Source organism: Streptomyces sp. YIM 121038 (assembly GCF_006088715.1).
In the GTDB taxonomy this organism is placed as follows: Bacteria; Actinomycetota; Actinomycetes; order Streptomycetales; family Streptomycetaceae; genus Streptomyces.
Map to the genome: position 1 here is coordinate 869,619 of NZ_CP030772.1, position 16,017 is coordinate 885,635.

Here is a 16,017-nt window from a genome sequence, read left to right on the forward strand (position 1 = left end):
GATCAACTCCATGAATAGGCCTCTGGCTCAGCCGCGTGCGGGCCAGTCCCCGGCCGCCTGGCAGTCCGAGAGGCCACTCAAAACGTCTGGTCGACCTTTGGTGGCGCTTCGGTGATTCTGCCTTGGAGTGCTCGCCGAGGGCTCGTTGACTCAACGTGGGAGGGCATCTCGGCGGAAAGTTGACCTCCAACAGTTGAGACGCTGTCCCAACCTGCGGAAGCAGTCCTGAATGGCTTTCGGGGCGCATGGCCCTTCAAGCGGCGGAACAGGATGATTGCCTAGAGGCAAGCGCCTAACTCCTGAGCGCATTCCAGGCAAATGCCAACAGGTTCGCTCTGCGTGCTCCTGAGAACGGTATAAGTATGAGAGTAAGACAGTCGCGCACAGGCTGGGGAAACTCCCCGACTCCGAAACCTGGAAAATATTTCAGTATTCCAGGCGGAGTGCGCGACTCCCCCCCCCTTTCCCTGTGCGAAAGGGAAGAGGATAGGAGTAACCGTCGTCGTGGCAAGACATGGTTCTATGCGGTCCACCCAGGTGTGGACGCGCCCAGTGGCCCTGATTGGGGCCTTCGTCCTATTCACCGCTACCATCGCAGGAGCCGGCATGGCTACCGCCTACTGGCTATTGGCTCCTCAGTCACGACAAAGTGTTGCAGCCGGACCACCGCCAGCTGATACGGTCCGCCAGCCAACCCGGACTGCCTCACGTCCACGCTCCGTCGGCGTCCCATCAGCTGAGGATTGGCCGATGTACCGACGAGGCCCTGACCAATCCGGCCACCATCCCCGCCTGACTGCGGTGGACCACACCACGGTGGGCAAGCTCGTGCAACGTTGGCGCACACGGATTCCCGGAACCACATCCCCTGCCGTGGCCGCCGGAGGTGCTATCTACGTAGGTGCCAAGGACCGCCATCTTTACGCACTGGACGCCGTCAGCGGCGCCATCAGATGGCGCTACGCCGCCAGCGGCACCGTCGTGTCTGCGCCTTCACTGGTTGAGAACCGAGTGGTCTTCACCGCCAGCGACGGCACCCTCACCGCGCTGGAGACTAGGCGGGGACATCGCATGTGGACCTACGCCGCTGGCTACGGCGCCTCGGCGCCAACGATCACGACACCCGGACCGGGCAAGGCACGCCCATGGATCTACGTCGGATCCAATAGGGGGACAGTGGATGCACTTGACCTCGACGGGCGTCTTAAGTGGTCGTACCGTACCGGCGGACCGGTGGCGTCCTCCCCGGCTGTGGTGAGCGGTACCGTCTACGTCGGTTCCGCAGACAAGAAGGTTCACGCCCTGGACGCCACCACCGGAGCCCGGCGCTGGCAGGCGCCAACCGCAGGTAACGTAACAGCAACTCCGGCTATCCACCACGGCACTGTTTACGTGGGATCAACGGACTCCATGATGTACGCCTTGAACGCGCGTAGTGGACGTCCTTTGTGGACGCACCGAACGTATGGGCCGCTGCGTTCCGCCGGGGCCGTCGCCCCTGGACGAGGCCGGACGGCTGGCACCGTCTACATCGGCTCCGACGACGGAAACCTCTATGCCTTCGACGCCAGCAGAGGTAGCACTCGGTGGAAGACTGCCCTCAAACCCGCTACCGCTCCTGCTCACGCCAACGGACTGCTCTTCGTCGGCACTGCATCATCTACCGTCGTCCTAGATGCCCGTAGTGGCCATCGCCTTTGGGCTAGCCCTACAACCGGAGCCGCTAACACGGCGCCCATCCTCGCTCGAGGACACCTCATCGTCAGTGCCGTCGACGGTCACCTCTACGCCTTCGCGCTGCCTGGTCACCCAACAGGCCCACCCCCGCCTCTTTCGGGGCCCGAGACACCCAGCACCCCTGTCCCTCCGACAGCAACTCCTGCACCAAGCTCACCCCGACGACCTCCGGCCGCTATCTCGAAGCCCATGGACGTGATGTCACCACCACTTGGTAGCCCTCCCGGTCAGAGGAACCCGGCTGCGTGCCCTCTTCCCCCCACACCCGCTCCACAAGGCCAACGAACAAGCCCTACCTCGTAAGCTTGTCCTTGACGTTAGAGCGTGCGCGGATAGGCGGAGTGGGAGGGCCTGGGTATGCAGGCACGGGTCTGCGCGATCATGTGAGTTCCTACGCTCCGTGATCGTGGAGCCTCCGTGCCTGCGCTCCCATCATGGCTCACCGGCCCGCTGTGGAGCCAGTTCGAGGAACTGCTTCCCATGCAAGGTGAGTTCAACCCGAATCACCCGCTGGGCTGTCATCGCCGGCGCACTGGTGACCGCACGGTCTTCGACCGGCTGGTGCAGGTGCTGGTGTTCGGCTGCGGTTACCGGAAATTGAGCGTTTTCCAACCTTACGCTGATGCCTGGTGAAGGCCGTCCTCATCCTTCACCAGGCATCAGCGTAAGGTTGGAAAACGCTCAGTGCGCGTGCGTCAGATCAGGACGCTGTCGCTTGTCCCGGCCGAGCCTCCTCGGGATGAGGCGCTGGAGACGGCGCCGAGGTAGAAGCTGCGGAAGGCTCGGCGCGAGCGGCCGTGTCCCGGCAGCGCAGGTCCGCGCCGGCGGGAGCTACCACTGCTGGCGAAGGTGGGCGGCGATCGGGTCGGGGTCAAGGTGGGCGATGCCGCGCCGGATTGGCTGTCGGGCCTTGACCCTGCGTCCTGGACACGGGCTTATGCGGCTTCGGGCAGCGTAGTTGATGTTGTTGCGGAGGCTGTCTCGTAGGCGATGGGGCTGCGGTGTCCGAGGCGGGAGTGTCGCCGTCGGGTGTTGTATCGGTGGAGCCAGCGGAACGTGTCGAGACGGGCCTCGCGCTCGCTTGACCAGCCCTTTCGCCCCTTCAATGTCTCCCTTTTAAAGCTGGCGTTGAAGCTCTCCGCGGCGGCGTTGTCCGCCGGGCTGCCCACGGCGCTCATGCTCTGGAGCACGCCCGCGCGGTGGCAGGCGTCGGTGAACGCCCTACTCGTGTATAGGGCCCCGTGATCCGTGACGCTCCTATAGATCGTCAAGTCGTGGGGCAGAGCTGTTCGGAGGTGATCTGTGGGTGTGGAAGCAGGCGGTAGATCTCGCGGGCGGCGAAGCGTTTCAGGCACCGGATGATCTCCATCTTGGACATGCCTTCGGCGGTGCGCCGGGAGACGTATTGCTGGGTGCGCGGGTCGTACTTCATACGGACCAGGACGATGGTGTGCAGGGCCTTGTTGGCCTGGCGGTCTCCGCCGCGATTGAGTCGGTGACGGTGGGTGCGGCCGGAGGACGCGGAGATGGGCGAGGCCGCGCAGAGGTGCGCGAAGGACGCTTCGGAACGGAGGTGTTCGGGGTTGTCGCCCGCGGTCTCCAGAAGCTGGCCGGCGGTCTCGGGGCCGACGCCGGGCAGGGCGACGAGCCTGGGGGCGGCCTGTGTCACGAGCGGTCCGGTCTCGGCCTCGGCGTCCCGGATCTCGTCGTCGAGTACCTGGTAGCGGCGGGCGAGCCTGTGCAAGGCGACCTTGACCGTGTAGGCCGGGTCATCGGGGCTGCCGGTGGGGCGGGAGCGGGCGAGGGTGTCGATCAGGGCCTTGGTGGGCAGGCCTCGGAGCTTGTCGCGGACCTCGCTGGTGGCGCTGACCATCAGGGTGCGGATCTGGTTGATGACCTGGGTGCGGGCCTTGACGGCGGAGTTGCGGACCACGCGCAGGGCGCGGATGGCTTCCACGATCCGGTCGCGGGTCTTGGGGGTTCCGGTGGCACGGCCGGACAAGACGGCGGTGGCGGCGGCGTAGGCGTCGACGGGGTCGGACTTGCCGTTGGCGCGTCGAGCCTTGCGGTCGGGGCGGTCGGCTTCGATGACGGTGAGACCGTTCCCGGGCAGGAAGCGGGCGAGCTCGGCGCCGTAGGAGCCGGTGCCTTCCATCCCCACGGCCAGGATCTCGCCGTGGGAGGCGAGCCATTCCAGCAGCTGCATGTAGCCGTCGTCGGTGGTCTCGAACTGCTCGGTGGCCAGGTGCCGGCCGACCGTGTCGATGACCGCGGCCTGGTGGAAGTCGGTGTGGGTGTCGATGCCGCTGATCACGGCTATCTCGTGTACTGCCATGCTGGTGGTGCTGTCCTTCCGAAACGCGCTCTGGGGGATGGCACGGGCCGGTCGGGCAGACGGACAGCACAGTGATGGGACCTCTGGTCAGGCTCCTATTACTGATCTCTTCGGGGTGTTGTCGGGTGGTGACGTTCCTTGATCCCTGCGGTAAGCCGGGACTATGCGGTATGCGCAGGGTGGAGGGCTGACTCCGGAGCGGCAGCGGTTCCGTGAAGGGATCCGGTTTGAGGCCGGTCAGCGGTTCGAGCGGGGTGAGAAGACCGCGGCGATCGCGAGGGAATTGCGGGTGAGTGAGCGGTCGGTGGAACGCTGGCGGCATGCGTGGCGGCACGGCGGCATGGGAGGTCTTGCCTCATCGGGGGCGGCGAAGCTGCCCAAGGTGTCCGATGGCCAGTTCGCCGCCCTGGAGGCTGAGCTGGCGCGGGGGCCGGCCGCACACGGCTGGGAGGACCAGCGGTGGACGCTCCAGCGGGTCAGAGAACTGATCGCCCGCACCTTCGGTGTCGTGTGCTCGTCGGCGGCCGTGTGGCGGCTCATGCATCGGCACGGCTGGTCCTGGCAGTGCCCGGCACGTCGTGCCCTGGAACGAGACGAGCGCGCGGTCGAGCTGTGGAAGAAGGAGGTGTGGCCGCAGGTGGAACTATAGCGGCGACGCTCGGGGCCTACCTCGTGTTTGAGGACGAGGCCGGATTTGCAATGACGCCGTCCATCGCCCGCACCTGGGCCCGACGTGGCCACACGCCCGTGGTGCAGGTCCGGGGCCGGTCCTGGCGCCGCTACTCGATCGCCGCAATGTGCTGCTACAAGCCCGGCGAGACCTCAAGGCTGATCTTTCGGCCGAGGCGAAACCCGTCCCCCAATCGCTCCGGACGCAGGAGCTTCGACTGGTGCGACTACCGCGACCTGGCCGTGCGCGCGCACATCCAGCTCGGCGCCCCCATCGTGCTCGTCTGGGACAACTTGAGCACGCACAGAGCCGCCGCGCTACGCAAGTACGCCGATGCCCATGACTGGCTCACTATTGTCCACCTTCCCTCCTACGCGCCGGAGTTGAACCCGGTCGAGGGAGTGTGGTCGCTCCTGCGCAGAGGACCGCTGGCCAGCGTCGCCTTCACCGACGACGACCACCTCGAACGTACCCTCCGCCGCGGACTACGGCACATCCAGCACCACCCCGAACTCATCGACGGATGCCTCGCCAGCACCGGACTCACCATCACCGACTACCACCCGACAACACCCCGAAGAGATCAGTAATGACGGAGCCCCCTCACCCCCGAGTCCTTGCCGCCCGTCCGGTCGTTTGCCGGGTGTGGATGATTTCAGTCAACCGCTCCTGCTGACCGTCGGCGCCCTGCGCCGCCTCCTGGATGCACACGGTGTCGAGGACCGTGTGCCCATCGCGATCCATGCCGACATCCTCGGCGGCACCTACACCGCCTCCCTGCGCTTCGAGTCCGCCACCCTCGTCGGCCAGACACCACCCCACCTGCTGTCCGACAGCGGTGGCCGGCCCCACGACCACGGACACATCACCCGTGTCATCCTCAACGCAGGCCCCGGCTACGGCCCCTCCCCGCACCCAAAGGCCCCCACGCCCAGGGACTGACCCGGCTGGCACGGAGGCGCACCGCCCCTCCGGCGGCTGTCGGGGCCGGTCATGGCCGACGGCGTGGTTCTCCGGCGGCGTCCAGGAGGTTGCGCAGCATCAGGGACGTGGTGTCAGCGTGTGCGGCGATCTCATGCAGGCACATCCCGGCTCGGCTGTTCTCGTGGGGCTGGTGTGATCAAGCTGCGTATGGAAGGCCTGCTTGGGCCCAGGCTTGGTGGACGGCCTGGATTCCGGCGTGGGCCGGCTGGTCGGGGGTGGCAGGGAGGAACCGGGCGGTAATGATCACGCAATGCCGCGAAGTCAAGGAAGACCCGCGGGTGCCAACTGGGGCCGGGCATACAGATGGGGACTCTGCTGTTCAGGCGATCGACCAAGATCTTCCCGAAGCAGAGACCCCGGGTGTCCAAGTATGTCATGGCCGGTGTCCCGGCTGCCGCAGACGTCCGTCTACGTGTGGACGCTCACGTAATTACGTGAGCGCCGACAGTCTGGGGCAAGATGGTCGCAGGACTCGACAGTGCGATGCCGTCTCCGTCGGAGAGGCCCTGCGCGATCTGCGCCGCCGCATCGACATCGCGCCCGTCGAGCAAATGTTCGACACCCTGCCATGATGCCCTGGCTCTCAGGGACGGGCGGGCATCCCTACAGGTCCCAGACGTCACCAGCGTCGCCCGCGATCTTCGTGATGCTCTTTGCCGAGCGTACGGCGTGGTGGGCCAGGGGTCAGCGATTCCCCCCGCCCCTCGATGTCGGTGTGCAGGGGTGTCCGGCGTTCGGCCTCGATACCGAACTCGCCTCCTGGCCAGATCATGAATCCGTAGGCCGTCGACACCCGCGGGCCCCTCCCGCGGCAACCGACCCCAAGACCCTCCAAGGCCCCCCGGCCAGCCCGGCGACGTGCGACGTGGGTCCGTGTCCGTCAGGCTCGGGCATCTACGTCATGGGCACCTTGGTGACCGCCCTCACCCCGACGGAAACTCCGAGGGGGAAAACGGGTCGGGTTCGTCGTGCTCCTTCCACCAGCCGCTGTCCAGGCATACTCGGCCTTCCGGGTCCAGATCACCCACCTGGTAGTCACCGTAGCCAGTCGTTTCGCCGTTCGGCCCCGTGAACCAGCTCGTGTAGTAGTAGCGGCATCCCTCCCGGGCATGGGCGACGGAGGCGGTCCCCGCGACGGCGGCCAATGCGCAGGCCCCGGCGACCGCAAGGCGGCTCAGCGTCCTCAGCGTCATGGTCAGCTCCTCGGCTGTCTGATGAGCTCGTCCTTGATCAGGTACGGCGGGAGCAGCATGGCAAGAGGACGACGGCGAGCGGGCGACGTGGCCTGGCAGTCCGGGGAAACCACCACAACGGGTGAGTGACCTCTCCTGCTCCGGCCTCCTGGCGCCACTGGTAACTCCGCAGGTGGCCAGGCAGGACGACTTTGCAGTGTGACGGGACTCCGTTGCTCAATTGCCTGCGGGTGGCGTCGGGGTGAGGGCATGATCGCTTCTGTGGTCGGGGGCCGGTCGTGTGGTGTTGGTGGGGAGTGGAGCGATGTCGATGCGGCTCAGGGGTCTGCCGCCGGTTCCGGAGCAGACTGCGGTCGTGGCCTGTGCGGCGTTTCCGAAGGGCAGTCTGGCGATCCGGGTCCGTGACCGGCTGGCCGGGGTGTTCGCCGACGCGCCGTTCGCCGGCTCGTTCGGGGTGCGGGGCGCCCCGGGGATGTCTCCGGCTGTGCTGTCGCTGGTCACCGTCCTGCAGTTCGCCGAAAGCCTCACCGGCCGGCAGGCCGCGGACGCGGCGCGGGACCGCCTGTCGTGGAAGTACGCCCTTTGGCATGGATCTGACCGATGCCGGCTTCGACTTCACCGTGTTGAGCAAGTTCCGCGCCCGTATTGTCGAGCACGGTCTGGATGGGGTGGTCTTCGACCGGTTGGTGGACCACTGCCGCCAGGCCGGGCTGGTCGGCGGGGGCGGCAGACAGCGCACCGACTCCGCCCACGTCATCTCCGCGGTGCGCGACCTGAACCGTCTGGAGCTGGCCGGGGAGAGCGTGCGCGCCGCGCTGGAGGCCTTCGCGGTCGCGGCCCCTGCCTGGCTGGCCGAGGTGATCGACGTCGCCGAGTTCGCCCACCGCTACGGGCCGAGGATCAACGGCTGGACCATGCCGGACTCCCAGGCCAGGCGGGACCGGCTGGCGCAGGTGTTCGCCACCGACGGCTATGCGCTCGTGCGGGCCGCCTATACCGCTTCCGCCCCGGTGTGGGTCCGTGACGTCGAGGCGGTGCAGATCCTGGGGCAGACCTACTACGTGCGTACCGACTGCCGGGGACGGGAGGTGATCATCAAGCGGGACGCCGACGAGGAGGGCGTCCCGCCCGGCAGATTACGCCTGGCCTCTCCCTGTGACACCGACGCACGCTGGGCGGCCAAGGGCGAGGACCTGTTCTGGTGCGGATACAAGATCCATCTGACCGAGAGCTGCGACGCTCCTCCCGAAGCCGAAGCCGAAGCCGAAGCCGAAGCCGAAGCCGAAGCCGAAGCCGAAGCCGAAGCTGGACGGCGTGTCGGACCACGGCCGGCTCTGATCACGGATGTGCACACCACAGATGCGACTGTGCCGGACGTGAAGGCCACCGCCGGCATCCAGCAGCGCCTGGCCGAGCGCGGCCTCGCCCCGGGCGAGCACTATCTCGATGCCGACTACCCCTCGGCCGACCTGGTCACCGCCGCCGCGAAGAACAGCATCACCGTGGTCACCCCGCTGCTGGCCGACCACTCACCGCAGGCCAAGGCCGCCGAAGGCTTCGCCAAGAGCAGCTTTCGCATCGACTGGAGGCCCCGGACCGTCCGCTGCCCCGAAGGATCCACCAGCACCGGTCGGCACCCCGTCACCCAGCACCGACGCGACGCCATCGTCGTGGAGTTCGACCGACGGGACTGCCGGGCCTGCCCCTCGCAGAAACGGTGCACCACCTCGGCCCGCGGCTCCCGCATGCTCATCCTCCGCCCGGAAGAAGCCCACGAGACCCTCACGCGAGCCCGCACCGAGCAGAAGACCCAGACCTGGAAGGACAAATACGCCCTAAGGGCGGGCATCGAGGGCACCATCAACCAGGCCCTGGACATCACCGGGATCCGCCGGGCCCGCTACCACGGCCTGCCGAAAGTCCGCCTCCAGCACACCTTCTCCGCCACCGCGATCAACATCATCCGACTGGACGCCCACTGGACCGACCGAACCCTCCGCCGCCAACGCACCAGCCGCCTCGAACGCCTCGCCTACCGACTCACCGCGTGACCAGCAATTGAGCAACGGAGTCTGCCGTGGCTCCCTGGCGGTGCAGCCGCTGAGATATCGTGGAGAGCCTGATGAGCACCGCACATGATCTGGGGGAGTCCCACGTGGCCGAGGACCGCATCACGCAGCAGGAGATTCACGCGCTGACCCGCCGTGTCGAAGCGGTGGAGGACCGTGTCGAGGCGCTGCAGGTGCAGACGGGCGGGAATTTCGCGGCGGTCATCGAGGGCCAGGCGGCGTTGCGCCGTGAGGTTCGTGACGGGTTTACCAAGGTCAACGCCCGCTTCGATGCCCTTGAAGAGAAGATGGACCACAACCAGGCGCAGATTGTCGGTCTGTTGACGGAGCTCGTCGGCAGGAACGCGGACGAAAGCTGATCGCCCTGGCGGCTGCCGCCGCCACAGTGTTCCTGAAGGCCCGGATCTTGCGATCCGGGCCTTCGGTGTTCTGGCTGCCACGCACAGCCTCCTCAGTGGGTGACCACCTGGTTGCCGCGTCCGGCGGACCGTATGCGGCTGACCGTGCCGGGGCGGCCAGCGACTCGACGGTGGCATGATCCTGGCGACTTCCGACCGGCGGTTTCACATGTTCAGGACCCTTTGGATCTTCTTCCAGTGCCTGGGCGGGAAGTCCGCGAACGCGGTCAGATCTTCCTTCGCGCCCAGCAGCATGGCTTTGGCCTGGGGGAACTGGGCGCCGGGCATGTCGGCGACGGTGTCCAGCTGGGCGCGCACGAGTTCCGCGGCGGGCTGGGTGAAGACGGTGCGGATCGTCGCGGCAACCATCTCCCCGGAGTCCTGGTCGATCACGCCGAAGACGTTGCGCAGGAAATGCACCCTGTACCGCTGCCAGGCGGCGCCGAGCATCACCTTGCGGACCGCGGCGACCAGGCCCGAGTGCTGGCCGGTGACGACGAGGCGGACCCCGGACAGACCGCGTTCGCGCAGGGAGCGCAGGAACTCCTTCCAGAACGCCTCGCTCTCGCTGTCGCCGGCCATCAGGCCGGGGACCTCGCGGCCTCCCTCCTCGGTGATGCCGGTGGCGACCACGACGGCCCGCGAGACGATCTGGTGGTTCACCCGCGCTTTGCAGTAGGTCGCGTCCAGGTAGACGTAGGGGAAGCGGACATGATCCAGCGCACGGGTGCGGAACGCGGTCAGCGGCTCGTCCAGCGCCGCGCAGATCCGCGAGACCTCCGACTTGGAGATACCGCTGTCCCCGCCCAGGGCTTTGACCAGGTCATCGACGCTGCGGGTGGAGACGCCGTGCACGTATGCCTCCATGATCACAGCGTAGAGGGCCTGGTCGATCCGGCGTCGGCGTTCCAGCAGCGACGGGAAGAAGCCGCCGGTGCGGACCTTAGGGATGGCCAGGTCCAGATCGCCGGCGAGCGTGGTCAGCACCCGCTCGCGGTGCCCGTTGCGGATGTTGGTCCGTGTCGGCGTGTGCTCGTTCCACTCGGCACCGATGTGGGCCGTCGCCTCGGCCTCGATCAGCTCCTGCACCATCCGCTCAGCAATCGCGCGGATGAGTCCGATTCCGTCGGTCGAGCGCAGTGACTCAAGCAGCCGTATCAGCTCAGACCGGGACAGGGCCACCGCGCACTCCTCGTGGTTGAACTGGCAGTTCACCAAGGAGGGTTACGCGATGGCCCACCCCCTGTTCAGGGAGCGGTACGCACCCGTGGAAGTGCGCCCCGGGCAGACGCCCGCGCACTCCCAGCCACTGATCCCGTACACCACGACAAGGGACACGATCCAGCAACCTCCCTTCAATTCCTCCCGGCTGAGCCGGGGATACGACAAGGCGCCTCATGGCGCACTGCCACCGATCTGCGATCTGGACAGCGTCCGGGGCCGCGGCGGAGGCGGCCGAGGCATACGCCCCGGCACGGTCTCGGCAGATCGCCTCGATGCCCTCGCGTCCGGCGAGCCAGCGGGCGAAGGTGTCCGCTTCCCGGTCTTCCAGCAGGTCAACGGGTGCGCCGGTCTCGCAGTCCACCAACACGCTGCCGTACACGTACGAGCGTTTGAAGGCGAAATCGCCCACGCCGAGCACCCTCGGTGTCGGCGCGGGAGCGTCCGGCGTCAGCATGACCAGGCGCAGGATGGTGGTCCGGCTCCCCGGCGTGGGCAACAGCGCCGCGAGCCTCGCGCCCGGCAGGCCCGACAGCGCGATGCCGATCGCCGTGAGCAGACGGTGAAGAAGGGGCGTGCGCCTTTGGTACCGCCCCGTCAACCCTTCGGTCTGTTCGGCGAACGTCACCCGCTCGCAACGAGAGTTGTCACAGAACAAGCGCCGGACCACCAAGGCGATCACGACCATGCGCCCGCCAACCGCACTGAAGCTCCCCTCCTACTGTGGAGACCGTGGCCGGAGGGACAGTTGAGGTCATGGCATCTAAGTGGACGTTAAGTCCGATCTTCCTCGGTTCGTGATCGCTCGATCGTGGTACTGATCGCCGCGCCGGGCACTTGCTGGTCATGTTCATGCTGAGATGCGGGTCATGGAGAGAAAGCCGTACCCCAGCGACTTATCGGACGAGCAGTGGGCGTTGATCCAGCCGATGATCACGGCCTGGAAGCAGGACCGGGTGGCGCGGTCGGCGACCGGGGATCCCGGGGCCTGCGACCTGCGGGAAGTCGTGAACGCGATCTTCTACCAGAACCGAACGGGCTGCCAGTGGCGCTACCTGCCGCATGATCTGCCGGCCTTTCTGTGGAATCAGTTTTGTCAAGAACATCCCGGCTTGCCCTGGCGGACGTCGACGATCGGCAGCAGTGTCGCCGTGGCTGGCACTCCGATCTGGCGTAGGGTCGACCCGGCTGGGGTGGGGACGTCGGTGAGCCGTTCCAGGAGCTGGTCGAGGGCGGCCTGGCCGTCGTCGACGGCGGCTCGTCGTCGTCGGTGAGCGGGATGCTGGCCAGCATCCGCTGGAGGTTCTCCTTCGCTTCCAGCAGCTGGCCCTTGCTGGAGTTCTTCGGGGTGTAGAAGTCGCAGCGCGCGCAGGCCATGCGATGCTGGCACTGTTCGAAGAAGGTGTAGGTGCACCAGCCGTGGCCGAGGTCGAAGTACTGCCAGGGCTCGCCGTTGGCGGCGGCGCCGGAGGCGACCGCGTCGCGGTCGACGAGGGCTTCGACGGTGCGGACGTTGCGGGCGAAGTATCCGGCGTCGTTGTAGGCCCTGGCCAGCGTGTTGGGGGTGAGCTTCGCGTAGTGCGTGGTCGCTTCAGGAGTCCGGTGACCGAGCCATTCCTGCAGCTCGAAGAGGGTCATGGGTTCCTTGGCGTTGTAGAGCTGGCTGGCGATCGTGGACCGTGCCCGGTGACTGGTGATGTTGCCGCGGACATCGGTAGTGGGGACGCCGACCTTGCGGCAGAGCATCGGGATGACCGCCGTGTTGATGTAGTGCTTGGCGGCCCCACGGGCGCGATGGGCGAACAGGAAGTCGGCGTACTCGTTGGTCTTGCGGTCGAGCATGGACGGCTGGGCGGACCTGACGGCCTGCCATGCCTCGATGGCTTGGCCGAGCAGGGGATCGACAGGCTTGGTGAACGAGGTGCCGGTCTTGTGCGTGGGCACGTCCAGCAGGCAGACGGCATCGCGGGCGAGGACTTCGCCGGAGTCGCCCGGGATGGGCAGGCCGTCGTGCTGCCAGCGGATGCAGCCCACTCGGAGCCTGGCGATCTCATCGCTGGGTTGACCGGCGAATAGCCAGGTCAGCGTGATGGCGCGGATCAGCTCGACCGGATAGGTGCGGCCGTCCGCAGTCGGCAGGTCGCCGGACTCGACGTTCAGGCCGGCCCACAACAGTTTGGCCCAGATGCCATCAGCGATCACTCGGGGATCCGGACCCATCAGAGCGCGGACGCTCCGCGGCGTTCTCAGCGCATGGGCGGGGTCGAAGCGTCGAGGGACCCACTCCCATTCGTGCAGGTCACGGTAGAAGGCGCGAGGCACCTTGAGATAGCCGGACTTCGACTGCGGTGTGAGTGGTTTGCCCAGGCGGCCCTGGGAGCGCATGCCGTGCGTCCACTGCGAGAAGTCGCCGACGGTCATCCGGTCCACCGCCGCGACCCAGGAAGTGCAGGTCTGGCGGGTCCACTGGTTGGGTTCGGTGATCTCGGGGTGTTCGGCGGCCAGCCAGCGGCCGATCTTGGCGAGCACGCTGCGGTAGCTGCGGTGGATCTTCGGGGTCAGTGTCGACGTCACGTACCAACGCTCGACCCATTCCGCCCACGGGGCCGGGACTCCTTCCATCGCTGCGGGCCCGGATGCGTGTCCTGACAGCGGCGGGTCCGCGTGACCGAGCGCCGCGACCGCACGGTGGAGACCGTAGAGGTCCTTGCCCCACTGTCCGCTCATTAGGAGACCATCCCTTCTGCAGCCCTCTTCGGTAGGGTTGTGACCTCTCGGTCCCGGTGGGTGCACGGCCATGTTCGCGAGCCGCTCGACGGCCACGATGAGTTCCGCCGGCCCCACCGGGCCGAGGCCGTCTGATCGGCTTCAGGGACACGCCCCGCAGAGGGCCGATTAATGAGCTCCCGGCAGACGTCCTCGCCACCGAGCAGGTGCTCCGCGCACGACACAGGAGTACTTCTTCCGTGTACATCGGCTGGGACTGGGCCACCGACACCCACGACGTGACCGTCATGGACGACACCGGCAAGCGCATCGACAGGTGGGAACTGCCCCACACCGAGGAGGGGTTCACCAAGACCCTGGCGAGGCTGCGCAAGCACGGCGACCCGGCCGACCTGCCAGTGCCCATCGAGACGACCCGTGGCTTGGCCGTCGACCGGCTGCTGGCCGCCGGCCATCCGGTCATCCCGGTCCACCCCAACGCCTTCCACGCCATGCGCCCGCGCTGGGGCGCCTCCAAGGCCAAGACCGACGCGGGCGACAGCATGAAGCTCGCCGACTACCTGCGCACCGACGGGCACCTGCTGCCCCGCCTGGGGCCCACCGAGCAGGCCACCTTGGACCTGCAGGCCCTCACCCGCCAACGCGCCGACCACATCCACGCCCGCGTCGCCGCCGTCAACCAGCTCGCCGCCCTGCTGGACGAACACTGGCCCGGAGGCAAAGTCCTCTTCTCGACCCTGGACAGCGACATCGCCCTGGCCTTCCTGGAGCGTTACCCCACCTCCGGCTGGGCCGCCAAGCTCACCGCCGGGCGCCTGGAAGCCTGGTGCAAGCGCCGTGGCTACTCCGGAGGCAAGACCGGCAGCGTGCTGATCGAGCGCCTGCGCTCGGCCCCGGCCGCGGCCTCCCGCCTCAGCGAACCTGTCGCCCGACAGCTCATCCTCATGCAGGTCCAGCTCGTTCAGGGCATCCGGGCGACCATCCGCGCCTCGGAGAAGGCCATCACCGCGGCGGTCGAAACCCACCCCTACGCCCCGCTGTTCGCGACCATGCCGCGTATCGGCAAAGTCAACCTGGCGCAGATCATCGGCGAGATCGGCCCCTTCCTGGAGCGCGCTCAGAACTGCGAACAGCTCATCGCGGAGACCGGAGTCGTCCCCGTCACCCGCGCCTCGGGCAAAACCCGCTCGGTCGGCTTCCGTTTCGCGGCCAACCGCAGAGCGCGCCTTGCGATCGCCACCTTCGCCGACAACAGCCGCCATTCCAGCGACTGGGCATCCAAGATCTACAACGACGCCCGGGACCGGAAGAAGCGCCACCCCCACGCCACCCGCATCCTCGCTCGCTCCTGGCTTCGCGTGATGTGGGCCTGCTGGCGCGACGGCACCTGCTACGACCCCGAAATCCACCAGGCCAACGGCAAGATCAAACCGGCAGCCGACGAGCCCTTGGCGGCCTAGAGGTTGACTCAGGAAACTCATCAGGGAGGGGTGCCCGGCGAACCGCTGGTGGAAGGCGGCCTCGTGGATGACCGCCCACAGATTCAGGGGCCCCTCGGGGCGGGTGAGGATGGCCTGGCGGGTCTTGCGGACCTCGGCCAGGGCGGCGACCTCGCCAGGGGTGCGGGTCAGGGCGGTCGCGGCGATGATCTCCCGGGCGTAGGCGCCGGTCTGCAGCAGGCCGGGGATCAGGCTGGGGGCGTAGATGTGCGTGGAGGCGGCGTCGGACTCCAGGGTGAGGAAGTCCTTGTAGCCCAGCGCCACGACGTCCCCGTACGACTGCCACCAGCCCTGCTTCCCGGCGTCCTTGGCGAGACCCTCCAGCGCGGCGATGACCTTGACGTCGCTCTGCCCGTACACGGCCAGGAGCTGGGCGACTTCGGCCGGGCGGATGCGGGCGAGGGCATTCTCGATGCGGGAGAGCTTGCTCTCGGCCCAGCCCATCGCCGTGGCGGCCTTCTCCAGGCTGAGTGGGGGGACGGCTTCCTTGCGGGCCCGGCGCAGGGCTTCGCCGAGCCGGCGGCGGCGGAGCGTGGGCGGCGACACCCGCGGGGCCCCGCCGCCGGTGCGCTACGGCGGCCCCGTCGTCGCCGTCTTCGTCCACCACACCGACTCGCCGAACGGGTACGACTGCGCCGACGCGCCGCGCATCATCCGGGCCCTCGCGGCGGGCCAGACCGGTGCCCGGCTCTTCGACGACATCGGCTACAACTTCCTCGTCGACCGCTGCGGAACGATCTACGAGGGCCGTGCGGGCGGTGTCGACCGGTCCGTCGTCGGCGCCCACACGCAGGGCTTCAACCACCGCACGGCCGGGGTCGCCGCGATCGGCACCTTCACCGCGGGCACCCCGGTGCCTCCGCCGATGGCGGAGGCCATCGCCGCGCTCGCCGCGTGGAAGCTCGGCCTCATGGACGTCGACCCGCGGCTGCGGGCGCAGCTGGTGTCCAGCAACAGCCTCAGCCGGTTCCCGGTGGGGACGCGCGCTACGTTTGATGCCGTGGCCGGGCACACCGACGGCTACACCACCAGCTGTCCGGGCGCCGCGCTCCGCGCCCAGCTGCCCGCGATCCGCGAGCGTGCCGCCCAGCTCCAGGGCCGGTCTCACGCGCTGAAACAGACGCGAGAGCCGCACAGTGAACTTCTTCAACAATGAATCTTCAGTCTGGATCCACCGTGTAACG

The 16,017-nt window shown here is 67.7% G+C and carries 11 protein-coding genes and 6 pseudogenes; 11 read left to right on the forward strand and 6 right to left on the reverse strand.

The window, feature by feature from the left end; all coding sequences use genetic code 11:
- Window positions 1-2,154 precede the first annotated feature (2,154 nt).
- Window positions 2,155-2,328, forward strand: a pseudogene (locus tag C9F11_RS46730) (IS5/IS1182 family transposase); the annotation flags it as partial.
- A 676-nt stretch (window positions 2,329-3,004) separates the two neighbouring features.
- Here C9F11_RS46730 and C9F11_RS46740 read toward each other — a convergent pair.
- Complete coding sequence (locus C9F11_RS46740) at window positions 3,005-4,072, reverse strand: IS110 family transposase (protein ID WP_138968629.1); 1,068 nt, start codon at window positions 4,070-4,072, stop codon at window positions 3,005-3,007.
- 163 nt (window positions 4,073-4,235) lie between these two features.
- Between C9F11_RS46740 and C9F11_RS46745 the strand changes: the two genes are divergently transcribed.
- The 4 genes from C9F11_RS46745 to C9F11_RS48030 all read left to right on the forward strand — a co-directional run bounded on the left by C9F11_RS46745 (window position 4,236) and on the right by C9F11_RS48030 (window position 6,298).
- Window positions 4,236-4,721 (forward strand): winged helix-turn-helix domain-containing protein, encoded by a 486-nt coding sequence (locus C9F11_RS46745; RefSeq protein ID WP_138968208.1) that lies wholly within the window; start codon window positions 4,236-4,238, stop codon window positions 4,719-4,721.
- On the forward strand, window positions 4,718-5,332 hold the full coding sequence (locus C9F11_RS46750; RefSeq protein WP_138968809.1) for an IS630 family transposase: 615 nt from the start codon (window positions 4,718-4,720) through the stop codon (window positions 5,330-5,332). The genes C9F11_RS46745 and C9F11_RS46750 overlap by 4 nt, the downstream gene beginning before the upstream one ends.
- Window positions 5,333-5,387: 55 nt before the next feature.
- A complete protein-coding gene (locus C9F11_RS46755; RefSeq protein ID WP_138968631.1) occupies window positions 5,388-5,684 on the forward strand; it encodes a hypothetical protein in 297 nt (98 codons plus the stop codon).
- Between the two features lie 476 nt (window positions 5,685-6,160).
- The gene (locus C9F11_RS48030; protein ID WP_171076254.1) at window positions 6,161-6,298 is read left to right on the forward strand and encodes a hypothetical protein; all 138 of its coding nucleotides are present in this window, start codon (window positions 6,161-6,163) and stop codon (window positions 6,296-6,298) included.
- A 351-nt stretch (window positions 6,299-6,649) separates the two neighbouring features.
- Here C9F11_RS48030 and C9F11_RS46760 read toward each other — a convergent pair whose 3' ends face one another.
- On the reverse strand, window positions 6,650-6,919 hold the full coding sequence (locus C9F11_RS46760) for a hypothetical protein (protein WP_138967937.1): 270 nt from the start codon (window positions 6,917-6,919) through the stop codon (window positions 6,650-6,652).
- A gap of 472 nt (window positions 6,920-7,391) precedes the next feature.
- Between C9F11_RS46760 and C9F11_RS50070 the strand changes: the two are divergent.
- From C9F11_RS50070 to C9F11_RS46770, 3 genes and pseudogenes are all read left to right on the forward strand, one after another.
- Window positions 7,392-7,444: pseudogene (locus C9F11_RS50070) on the forward strand (hypothetical protein); the annotation flags it as partial.
- A 62-nt stretch (window positions 7,445-7,506) separates the two neighbouring features.
- A complete protein-coding gene (locus tag C9F11_RS49840; protein WP_269078170.1) occupies window positions 7,507-8,970 on the forward strand; it encodes a transposase in 1,464 nt (487 codons plus the stop codon).
- Window positions 8,971-9,041: 71 nt separating this feature from the next.
- Window positions 9,042-9,347: a hypothetical protein gene (locus tag C9F11_RS46770; RefSeq protein WP_138968633.1), complete on the forward strand. Its 306-nt coding sequence runs from the start codon at window positions 9,042-9,044 to the stop codon at window positions 9,345-9,347.
- Window positions 9,348-9,572: 225 nt separating this feature from the next.
- On the opposite strand, the pseudogene C9F11_RS46775 reads toward C9F11_RS46770, so the two are convergent.
- Window positions 9,573-10,568: pseudogene (locus tag C9F11_RS46775) on the reverse strand (IS256 family transposase); the annotation flags it as partial.
- Entirely contained in the window at window positions 10,549-11,295 is a 747-nt protein-coding gene (locus tag C9F11_RS46780) for a transposase (protein WP_138968635.1), read from the reverse strand. The gene C9F11_RS46780 and the pseudogene C9F11_RS46775, both read right to left, overlap by 20 nt.
- Before the next feature lie 172 nt (window positions 11,296-11,467).
- Between C9F11_RS46780 and C9F11_RS46785 the strand changes: the two are divergent.
- A pseudogene (locus C9F11_RS46785) lies at window positions 11,468-11,680 on the forward strand (transposase); the annotation flags it as partial.
- A 547-nt stretch (window positions 11,681-12,227) separates the two neighbouring features.
- Here C9F11_RS46785 and C9F11_RS50075 read toward each other — a convergent pair.
- Window positions 12,228-13,406: pseudogene (locus C9F11_RS50075) on the reverse strand (site-specific integrase); the annotation flags it as partial.
- 167 nt (window positions 13,407-13,573) lie between these two features.
- On the opposite strand from C9F11_RS50075, the gene C9F11_RS46795 reads away from it, so the two are divergent.
- A complete protein-coding gene (locus C9F11_RS46795) occupies window positions 13,574-14,794 on the forward strand; it encodes an IS110 family transposase (protein WP_138968559.1) in 1,221 nt (406 codons plus the stop codon).
- A gap of 33 nt (window positions 14,795-14,827) precedes the next feature.
- On the opposite strand, the pseudogene C9F11_RS49565 reads toward C9F11_RS46795, so the two are convergent.
- Window positions 14,828-15,337, reverse strand: a pseudogene (locus C9F11_RS49565) (Scr1 family TA system antitoxin-like transcriptional regulator); the annotation flags it as partial.
- Here C9F11_RS49565 and C9F11_RS46805 point away from each other — a divergent pair.
- Window positions 15,225-15,989 carry an N-acetylmuramoyl-L-alanine amidase gene (locus C9F11_RS46805; protein ID WP_249402397.1) on the forward strand — a complete coding sequence of 255 codons (765 nt, stop codon included), beginning with the start codon at window positions 15,225-15,227 and terminating at the stop codon, window positions 15,987-15,989. The pseudogene C9F11_RS49565 and the gene C9F11_RS46805 sit on opposite strands and share 113 nt — an antisense overlap.
- The last annotated feature ends 28 nt before the right edge of the window (window positions 15,990-16,017 follow it).